Annotated in this window: 7 protein-coding genes; all 7 read left to right on the top strand. The window is 59.3% G+C overall.

Annotated features, from left to right (window positions below):
* The first annotated feature begins 233 nt into the window (after positions 1–233).
* The 7 genes from acpS to ABHU32_RS08480 all read left to right on the top strand — a co-directional run bounded on the left by acpS (position 234) and on the right by ABHU32_RS08480 (position 9,776).
* Positions 234–773: a holo-ACP synthase gene (gene acpS / locus ABHU32_RS08510; RefSeq protein ID WP_055310749.1), complete on the top strand. Its 540-nt coding sequence runs from the start codon at positions 234–236 to the stop codon at positions 771–773.
* On the top strand, positions 774–2,390 hold the full coding sequence (locus ABHU32_RS08505; protein WP_346979638.1) for an NAD(P)H-hydrate dehydratase: 1,617 nt from the start codon (positions 774–776) through the stop codon (positions 2,388–2,390).
* 2 nt (positions 2,391–2,392) lie between these two features.
* On the top strand, positions 2,393–3,538 hold the full coding sequence (gene alr / locus ABHU32_RS08500; RefSeq protein WP_035137770.1) for an alanine racemase: 1,146 nt from the start codon (positions 2,393–2,395) through the stop codon (positions 3,536–3,538).
* A gap of 8 nt (positions 3,539–3,546) precedes the next feature.
* A complete protein-coding gene (locus ABHU32_RS08495; RefSeq protein ID WP_006235848.1) occupies positions 3,547–4,167 on the top strand; it encodes a uracil-DNA glycosylase in 621 nt (206 codons plus the stop codon).
* A gap of 12 nt (positions 4,168–4,179) precedes the next feature.
* Entirely contained in the window at positions 4,180–4,686 is a 507-nt protein-coding gene (gene tsaE, locus ABHU32_RS08490) for a tRNA (adenosine(37)-N6)-threonylcarbamoyltransferase complex ATPase subunit type 1 TsaE (protein ID WP_006235849.1), read from the top strand.
* Positions 4,673–7,057, top strand: coding sequence for a tRNA (adenosine(37)-N6)-threonylcarbamoyltransferase complex transferase subunit TsaD (gene tsaD / locus ABHU32_RS08485; RefSeq protein ID WP_346979637.1), 2,385 nt, complete (start codon positions 4,673–4,675; stop codon positions 7,055–7,057). Before tsaE ends, tsaD begins: the two co-directional genes overlap by 14 nt.
* Before the next feature lie 829 nt (positions 7,058–7,886).
* Positions 7,887–9,776 (top strand): carbon starvation CstA family protein, encoded by a 1,890-nt coding sequence (locus ABHU32_RS08480; RefSeq protein ID WP_346979636.1) that lies wholly within the window; start codon positions 7,887–7,889, stop codon positions 9,774–9,776.
* Positions 9,777–9,802 lie beyond the last annotated feature (26 nt).

Here is a 9,802-nt window from a genome sequence, read left to right as displayed (position 1 = left end):
CCATCGCGCCGAGAGTACTGCGGGGTCAGCCCGTGGGAGGCCAGGGCGCCGCTGACCGGTGGACGGCACCGAGCCGTACGCTTGAACTGAGAAGGGGGGAGGCCTCGCGGCCTCCCCCTTTTTTGCGTTTACGGGATTGTGTCTCACATAGTAGCTGTGTTTTATAACCCTCGTTTGTCGCATCTTCTGTGAACGGGCTACAATAACTTAGTCTGTGCGATATGGAGGTGAACATGGCTGAAGCTGGTATCGGCGTTGATATCGTCGAGATTTCCCGCATGAAATCAATTCTTGAAAAGACGCCGTCGTTTGCTCGGCGTGTGTTTACCGAAGAAGAGCGTGCTTATTGCGATGCATCATCGCGTCCCGCTGCTCACTATGCGAGCCGCTTTGCTTCGCGCGAGGCGGTGCTTAAAGCTCTTGGCACGGGTTTTAGTCAAGGCGTGGGTCGCAAGGATGTTTCGGTAACGCGTGATAAACTCGGCAAACCGAAGGCGCTGCTTTCGGGCCGTGCACTCGAGATCGCTCAAGAGCTGGGTGTTGTTGAGGTCGCTCTTTCCATTACGCTTACAGGGGACTTAGCCGTTGCGAATGCCATCGCGATTACCGAAGATGCTCGACCTAAGCCTAAGGAAGAAAAGGTGAGCACCAAGGAACGCGTTGCGCAGACATTTAAAGAGGCTCGCTCTGTTTTAGATGAGCTTGAGCAGCTGCAGAATTCAGCATTGACGGAGCATCTGGGCGATGCTTCGCAAGATACGCTAGGAGCATAGATGAAACCGGTTTTGAGTACCGAAGAAGTCGTTCGTCTCGAGGATATCATCGAACGCGAAGGGACTTCGAAGGCCGAGCTTATGGAGCTAGCGGGTGAGTTTGCCGCCAACGAGGTCTTGAAGCTCAATCCCGATCGGGTTCTCGTTCTGGTCGGTTTTGGTAATAATGGCGGCGACGGTTGGGTTGCCGCCGATATTCTGAGCCATAAGGGTGTGGACGTCGATATCGTTTCTCCGGTTGAGCCGGATGAGATTCCTGCTGCTCTGGCACGTCATGTTGCTCGTCGTACTGCCGGCCGCGATGTGCACGTTTGCGTCGGCCCCTCGCGTGACGAACTCGAGGTTTTGATCGATAAGGCCGATGTTGTTGTCGATGCCATTTTTGGTACCGGTTTCCACGGGAATCTGCGTGCGCCGTTCTCCATCTGGATTCCTACGGTCAATGAATGCGCCGATTGTGTCGTATCCATTGATGTCCCCTCGGGCCTGAATGCCGAGACGGGCTTTGTTGATGACGACTGCATTCGTGCCGAGCATACGGTGACGATGATTGCGCCCAAGATTGGTCTGTATAGCGCTGATGGCCCTGAGTATGCTGGCGATTTGATCTGCGGCAATCTTTACGACCGTCTTGACGAGGTTATCGATGATGTCGACCACGCCGCCGAGATTGTCGAGCCCGGTGACTTAGTTGATTACTTTGCTCCATTACCTACGAATATCGATAAGTATTCCCGTGGCTCTGTGCTTATTGTCGCCGGATCTGCGCAATATCCTGGTGCTGCCATTATGGCGGCCAAATCTGCAGCTCGCGCGGGTGCTGGTTACGTGGCAGTCGCGGCTCCTGACGCCTGCGCCAATCTTATTCGCATGGCACTTCCTTCGATTCCCGTCTTTGCTATTCCGTCTGATTCCCGCGGCTCCTTTGGCGCCGCTGCGCGCATGACGGTGTGCGAGATTGCAAAGAAGTACAGCTGTGTACTGTGCGGTCCCGGTATGACGACGTCTGCCGGCGCTATGCAGGTGGTTTCGGGCTTGCTCGAGCTTGATGTACCGCTTATTTTGGATGCCGATGCACTCAACTGCCTTGCTAAGATTGCCATTGACGGTATTGATAGTAATCCCGAGATGTATCGTCGCGAGCAGCCGTTGGTTATGACGCCGCACTATCGTGAGCTTTCGCGTCTGGTTGCCGGTGACGAGGTGAACGACCTTGGTACCGCGATTGCGGCCGCGCAGAAGGTTGTCTGGGCTGCGGGCTCCGACAATCTGGTGGTCATTGCCAAGGGGCCGACGACGGCTATCTGTGGCGTTGAGCGTGTGCTGCTGCCGCTCTCGGGTCCGGCTTCTCTGGCAACTGCCGGTTCGGGTGATGTTCTCGCGGGTATTTTGGCCGGCACGCTTGCCACCATGCGCGACGAGATGGATCGTTGGGAGTTGCTGTATTCGTACGCCGTCGCACTTCACAGCTACGCCGGTTTTGCCGCGGCGACGGAGTATGGTGAGAAGAGCGTCATCGCGACCGATCTTATCGACTTGATCGGTCCTGCCATGGAACTGGCGGCAAAGGATGCGCTCGAAGATCTGGGAATCATGGACGAAGGGTCGGATGACTAATCATGAATAAAGCCGATTTGACGCGCTGGTCCTGGGTCGAGATCGACCGCGGGGCGCTCCGTCGCAACACGAGGGCCTATAAGAACTTGCTGAATCCACGTCAGCGCCTGTGCTGCGTGGTCAAGGCCGATGCTTATGGTCATGGAGCTGTTGAGTGCGCCAAGATCATGTATTCGGCCGGTGCCGACATGTTTGCCGTGGCGACGGTTAACGAGGGCGTTGAGCTCCGACAGGGCGGGATTACGAAACCCATCCTCATCCTAAGCGAGCCGCCTATCGAGGCCATTCCGACATTGCTCGAGTTTGATATCATGCCCTCGGTCTATACGTCTGACTTTGCTCTTGCGTATGGCGAATGTGCCGTCGCGGCGGGCAAAGTGGGCAAGTATCATCTCGCCATCGAGACGGGCATGAATCGTATCGGCGTTCACTACACGCAGGTGCTCGACTTTGTCCGCGGTATAAATTTCCATCGCGGTATTCAGTGCGACGGCGTATTTACGCACTTCGCCACGGCCGATGAACCTTCGGGCTGGGACTACAAGCTGCAGTGTCAGCGCTTTACCGAGGCCGTTCAGGCCATTAAGGATGCGGGTTTTGAGTGCGGTATCGTGCACTGCGCCAACACGCCGTCCTCGATGCTCGACCCCTCGATGCATTTTGATATGATCCGCGCCGGCGTTGGCTTGTATGGCATGCAGCCGTGCGAGCTGAGTGGCCGCGTGATGCAGCTTGATCCCGTTATGAGCGTCCATGCGCGCGTGACGCGCGTGGCACACCCTGCGATGGGTGAGGGCGTGGGCTACGGTTTTACCTACCGCGTACCGCGTACGCGCGTTCAGATCTGCACGCTGCCGATCGGTTATGCCGACGGCCTATCGCGTACGCTTTCCAATCGTATGGATGTGCTGTATCGCGGCGAGCGCGTGCATCAGGTTGGCAATATCTGCATGGACCAGTTTATGGTCGCCATTCAGTCCAACCCGGCACACGAGATTCCCGAGGCCGAGTATGGTGACGAGATGATCATTGTCGGCCGCGATGGCGATGCCGAGATCACTATGGACGAGATGGCGCGCCTACGCGGCACGATTAACTACGAGGTCGCCTGCGGCTTTGGCATGCGTCTCGACAAGGTCTACGTGTAGGAGCCGCTATGGGCGTCATGCACATCCCCGGCCATACCCATCAGGCACCACGTGAGGTCGCACTCGAGGAAATTGAGGCCGTTCTGGGCGATTGTCACCTCTGCCAGCTCTACCAGTCGCGTCACAATATCGTGTTTGGCGTGGGAAACCCCCGCGCTCGCGTGATGTTTATTGGTGAGGCGCCGGGCCGCAATGAGGATTTGCAGGGCGAGCCCTTTGTGGGGGCGGCAGGCGAGGACCTCAACGGCATTTTGTCGCTGGCGGGGCTCAAACGCGAAGACGTCTACATTGCCAACGTGCTTAAGTGCCGCCCGCCGGGAAACCGCAATCCGCGTCCCGAGGAAGTGCTGGCTTGCTCGCCGTTTTTGCGTGAGCAGATTCGAAGCATCTGGCCTGATATTATCGTGACGCTCGGCAACCCCGCGACGCACTTTGTGCTTAAGACCGAGATTGGCATTACTAAGCTGCGCGGCAGGTTCCACCAGATGGGGCATTTTGTAGTAATGCCCACTTTTCATCCGGCAGCAGCGCTGCGCAATCCGGCGTGGCAGGAGCTGCTGGAGGAAGACTTTAAGATGCTGGGCGATTATCTGGAGCGACATCCCGCACCAGAGGACGCCTCGGAATAATAAGGAGCATATATGTCCCTGGAGCGCCTGGGGGTAGGTACTTACAAAACGACTTGCGCTGCCGATACGGAGTACTTTGGCGAGCTAATTGCACCGTGCCTTGAGGACGGCGATGTGCTCATCCTGACCGGTGGCCTGGGAGTGGGCAAAACTCACTTTACCAAGGGCGTCTCGCGCGGGCTGGGCGATGGGCATATGGTTACGAGTCCTACGTTTGCGCTCATGGCCGTTCACGATCAAGGTCGTATTCCGCTGTTTCACTTTGATCTATACCGCCTGGAGCATGCCTACGAGCTCGAGGATACGGGCATTTTCGATGTGCTGGGCTATGAGGGTGCTTGCCTGCTGGAATGGGGCGAACAATTCCAGGACGAACTGACGGATGAGTATCTTTCGGTGACGCTCAAGCGTGATGAGGGCGACAGCGATGTGCGAACGATAACGCTTGAGGCGCACGGTGACCGCGCAATGGAGCTTTCCCATTTGATTGATAAGGCTGTACAAGATGAGCTTGCATAACGACAACGCGCTGGTGGTGGCGCTCGATACCTCGACCGACATGCTTGCCTGCGCGGCAAGCTGGATTGATGGGCAGACGGGCGAGACGAAGCTCGTGAGTGGCGACCACATGTGTCGCCGTCATGCCAACGTTGAGCTCGTGAATACCGTTGATGGCGTGCTGGCTCAAGCCGGTCTGGATCGCAGCGATGTTGGTTGCTATGTGGTCGGCCGCGGCCCGGGGTCCTTTACGGGTGTGCGCATCGGCATCTCCACTGCCAAGGGCCTCGCGCGTGGTGCCAATGTTCCGCTGCTGGGCGTGTCGACGCTCGACGCTTGCGCTTGGACGGCGTGGAAGGCTGGCGTGCGCGGCAAGCTTGGTATCTTGGCCGATGCTATGCGCGGTGAGGTATATCCGGCGCTGTATATGCTGGTCGATGAGGGCCCCGAGCGTCAATTTGAGCGCGAACACGTGGTCAAGGCCGCCGTGGCGCTCGATGAGTGGCGCCAAGCAGCGGACTGGGACCAGGTTCAGCTGACCGGTGACGGTCTCGTGCGCTATGGCAAGCTGCTGGGTGAGGACGAGACCGCCCGCTGCGTGGAGCGCGACCTGTGGTGGCCTTCGGGCGAGGGCTTGCTGCTCGCGCACGCTGCGGGTGACGGCGATCCGGCTCGCGTCCTGCCGATTTACACGCGCCTTTCGGATGCCGAGGAAAACGAGCGCAAGCGTCTTGGTCTTGCCGAGAGTGCGCAGAGCGGAATTACGGGCGTTGCCGATGAGCTCGCCGGTCGTCATCTGCAGTTCCGTCCCATGGGCGCGGCGGATGCCGAGGGCGCGAGCGCGCTGGAGGCTGCCTGCTTTGAAGGTGCCGGACACGAGGCGTGGACGCCGGGCATGTTCCTGTCCGAACTGGGCGAGGACGTCGCTGCGCCGCGTAGTTGGTGGGTGGCACACGACGACGGCAAGCTGCTGGGCCTTGCCGGCGGTATGGTCGTGGACGGTGATGTGCAGATTCTGGATGTCGCCGTCGACCCGGCACATCGCCGTGAGGGCATTGCCCGCAAGCTGCTGTCGCATGTGAGCTATGATGCCCAGATGCTCGGCTGCACCACGGCTTCGCTCGAGGTCGAGGACGGCAACGAGGGAGCGATTGCGCTCTATGCCGCTCTGGGCTTTACCGAGGTGGGTCGTCGTCGTGGCTACTACGGTGTCGGCAAAGACGCCATCGTCATGACGGCCCCACTTCCCCTCGTACTTCCGGTCGATAACGCCTCGCCCGAGCCGACGGCAGCCGAGCAACGCGTATGGCCGCTGCCTGCGCCTGGGCGCTCCGAGGGGGAGCGCGCCGAAATTGAGCGCCGCCGCCTGGTGCTCGCTATCGAGAGTTCCTGCGACGAGACGGCCGTGGCGATTATCGATGCGGATGGCAATATGCTGGCCAACCAGGTGTCGACACAGATTGATTTTCATGCCCGCTTTGGCGGCGTGGTGCCCGAGATCGCCTCGCGCAAACACGTTGAGGTGATTGTGAGTGTCGTGGATGCGGCGCTCGAGGATGCCGCAGCATCGCTTGGTCTTGAGGGTGGAGCCATTGCTCCCAGCGAGCTTGCCGCCGTGGGCGTGACACAGGGTCCGGGCCTGGTGGGCGCCCTCGTGGTGGGCGTTGCCTTTGCCAAAGGCTTTGCCTACGCTGCCGGTAAGCCGCTCGTATGCGTCAACCATCTGGAGGGGCACCTGTTTGCCAACCTGCTGGCGCAACCCGACCTCAAACCGCCGTTTATCTTCACGCTTGTCTCGGGTGGGCACACCATGCTCGTGCACGTGAAGGCGTGGGGCGACTACGAGGTGCTCGGTGAGACGCTCGACGACGCTGTGGGCGAGGCCTTCGACAAGGTAGCCAAGGCGTTGGGTCTGGGCTATCCCGGTGGCCCCATCATTTCCAAGCTGGCCGAGACGGGCAACCCCAAGGCGATCGATTTCCCCCGTGCGCTTAACAGCAGGGGAGACTATCGCTTCTCGCTTTCGGGCCTTAAAACCGCTGTGACGCTCTACATTGAACAGGAGACCAAGGCCGGGCGCACGATTCACCTGCCCGATCTGGCAGCTTCGTTTGAGGCAGCTGTCTTTGACGTGCAGTACAAGAAGGCCAAAAACGCATTGCACGCTACCGGATGCAAGGAATACTGCATCGGTGGCGGCGTCTCGGCCAACCCGCATCTGCGCGAGATGATGATCAAGAAGCTTGGACGTCAGGGGATTCGCGTAACGGTGCCGCCCTTGTCTGCCTGTACCGATAACGCAGCCATGATCGCGGAGGTCGCCCGCCGTAAATTCGACCGAGGTGAAATCTCACCGTTCGACGTCGACGCCGATCCAAACATGACGCTGTAGCTGGTACGGCGCGGTCCCCGGCGCTGCCCGGGCGCCAGCGGCCGCATATGAACTTTCCTGCTCTACAGTCCTGCTCACGACGGAGGCCACATTAAGTGGCCTCCTGTTCGTGCGGAACTCGCGATAAAGTTCATATGCGGCCGCTGGCGCCCGGGCAGCGCCGGGGACCTTTCTGTATCGATGCGGCTTCTGAGCCGGATTGGCGTCGACAACGTCCGGCAAGGTTAGCCAGCTGCGTCGAATTTCCGGCGTGCTTTAGCTGAAAGAAAAAGATGGTGTGCGGAGCTTTGCTCCGCATTTGGGATGGGAGCCCCTGAGAGCCGCGGGAGCCGGGCGGCGCATATGAACTTTATCGCGAGTTCCGCACGCAAAGGAAAGCACTTAATGTGCTTTCCGTCTTGCGCAGGACTGTAGAGCAGGAAAGTTCATATGCGCCGCCCGGCTCCCGCGGCTCTCAGGGGCATCTCTCATGCAAAAACTTTTGTCGGGTAAAGTCCGAGGTCAGTGGCGTTTTATACCGAGAAATTCAAAAAAGTCGAAAATTCATTACAAATTTGCGTTGACTTTAGGTAACTAAAGTTTCATACTCCTTTTCAACCACTGGGGGATGTGAACACGCACGGATCGTTCGCATCATGATTGAAGAGGATTTCTTAGACATGTTCACGCATCAGCTAAACATTATCAGCGTAGTAATTATCTGATGCGGGTTAGCACATACAGCTAGCCCGTACGATAACGGGCGGCTGATAAAGATGAGGGCCGTCGAGCGCAACCGACGGCCCTCATTTTTTATGTCTAGGAAGTTCTTTTTAGAGGAGGAAATGTAATGAACGGAGTTTTGCTCATGGTTGTGGCCGCGGCGGTGCTCGCCTGCGGCTATCTGGGCTACGGCCGTTGGCTGGCCAACAAGTGGGGCGTTGACAAAGAGGCCCTCACGCCGGCCAAGCGCATGAAGGACGGCAAGAGCTTCTCGCCCGTCTCCGCCTTCACCGCGTTCTCGCACCAGTTCAGCTCGATCTGCGGTGCTGGCCCTGTTACGGGTACGATCGTCGCCATGGCCTTCGGCTGGCTTCCCGTCGTGCTCTGGGTCCTCGTCGGCGGCATCTTCTTTGGCGCCGTCCATGACTTTGGCGCTCTGTACGCCTCGATGAAGAACAACGGCAAGTCCCTGGCTCAGCTCATCGAGAAGTACATCGGCAAGACCGGCCGTCGCCTGTTCCTGCTGTTCTGCTGGCTGTTCTGCATCATCGTCATCGCCGCTTTCACCGACATGGTCTGCAAGACGTTCATGTTCACCCCGGCCGTTGACGCTTCTGGTGCTGCTACCGGTGCCATCGACTTCACCAAGTCCTATGCCGCCGGCTGCGCTGGTACCATCTCCATCCTGTTCACCTTCGTCGCTATCGCCTTTGGTTGGGCCCAGAAGAAGTTCAACCTCACCGGCGCTGCCGAGTTCGTCACCGGCGTGGTCCTCATGGTTCTCATGTTCGCCGTCGGTATGCAGTTCCCGCTCTACCTGGATAAGTTCCAGTGGTTCGCCGTCGTCATGGTCTACCTGGTCTTTGCTGGCGCTATGCCCATCCAGATGCTCAAGACCCCGCGTGACTACCTCACTTCCATCATGATGATTGTCATGATCGTCTGCGCTGTCCTCGGCATCGTCGTCCTGGGCGTCAACGGTCAGGCCACTATCACCGCTCCGGTCTTCACCGGCTTCTCCACTGCCTCCGGCATGATGTTCCCGGTCCTGTTCGTCTCCGTCGCTTGCGGTGCTCTCTCCGGTTTCCACAGCCTCGTTTCTTCCGGCACCTCTTCTAAGCAGGTCGAGAAGGAGCAGGACGCCGTCAAGGTCGGTTACGGCGCCATGATCGTCGAGTCCTTCGTCGGCATCCTTGCCATCATCGTCGCCGGCATCATGTTCTCCGACATGAACACCGTCGGTACCGGCGCCCTCAACGCCGGTGTCGCTTCCACCCCGTTCCAGATCTTCGCCGCTGGCATCTCCCGCGGTATGCAGGCCTTCGGTGTTGACGGCACGCTTGCTACCGTCTTTATGACCATGAACGTCTCCGCTCTGGCCCTGACCTCGCTCGACGCCGTCGCCCGCATCGCCCGCACTTCGTTCTCCGAGTTCTTTGCCCAGACCAACGATGCCCTGGCCATCGAGTCCAAGGCCGGCTACATGAAGGTCCTCGGCAACCCCTGGTTCGCCACGGTCGTTACCCTGCTTCCCGGTCTCGCTCTCGCTTTTGGTGGCTATGCCAACATCTGGCCGCTCTTTGGTGCTTCCAACCAGCTGCTCGGCGGCATGACCATGATCACCCTCGCCGTGTTCTGCAAGTGCACCGGCCGCAAGGGCTGGATGCTCTACGTGCCCGTCGTCTTCCTGCTCTGCTGCACCTTCACCTCGCTGGTCCAGAGCGCCATGGGCTGCATGACCGCCGTCCAGGCCTACGGTTTCTTCGGTACCATCCCGGCTACCGCCACCACGGCCGCCGTCTCCGTCGCCGCCACCAAGGGCCTGCAGCTCGTCTTCGCCGTCCTGCTGATGGTCCTGGGCCTCATCGTCGCCGTCAACTGCCTCAAGGAGTTCTTCGGCAAGGAGGCTGGCTCCATGCCTGATGAGGAGCCCGAGTGGTCCGAGATGGGCAAGGCCGAGTACGGTCGCGCCGCTGCCGCCGAGGCTCCCGCTGACGCCGAGGCCGCCAAGGCCTAGTCAGCTTGATGGACTAACCGTTCCAT

It is taken from the genome of Collinsella aerofaciens (assembly GCF_039758965.1).
In the GTDB taxonomy this organism is placed as follows: Bacteria; Actinomycetota; Coriobacteriia; order Coriobacteriales; family Coriobacteriaceae; genus Collinsella; species Collinsella aerofaciens_BR.
Note: the sequence above shows the minus strand (reverse complement) of the source record. Positions and strands in the feature narration are given on the sequence as shown.

Bases quoted from the DNA above. Each gene is read 5' to 3' on its own strand.
- acpS (WP_055310749.1), top strand. From the start codon at position 234: ATGGCTGAAGCTGGTATCGGCGTTGATATCGTCGAGATTTCCCGCATG.
- ABHU32_RS08505 (WP_346979638.1), top strand. From the start codon at position 774: ATGAAACCGGTTTTGAGTACCGAAGAAGTCGTTCGTCTCGAGGATATC.
- alr (WP_035137770.1), top strand. From the start codon at position 2,393: ATGAATAAAGCCGATTTGACGCGCTGGTCCTGGGTCGAGATCGACCGC.
- ABHU32_RS08495 (WP_006235848.1), top strand. From the start codon at position 3,547: ATGGGCGTCATGCACATCCCCGGCCATACCCATCAGGCACCACGTGAG.
- tsaE (WP_006235849.1), top strand. From the start codon at position 4,180: ATGTCCCTGGAGCGCCTGGGGGTAGGTACTTACAAAACGACTTGCGCT.
- tsaD (WP_346979637.1), top strand. From the start codon at position 4,673: ATGAGCTTGCATAACGACAACGCGCTGGTGGTGGCGCTCGATACCTCG.
- ABHU32_RS08480 (WP_346979636.1), top strand. From the start codon at position 7,887: ATGAACGGAGTTTTGCTCATGGTTGTGGCCGCGGCGGTGCTCGCCTGC.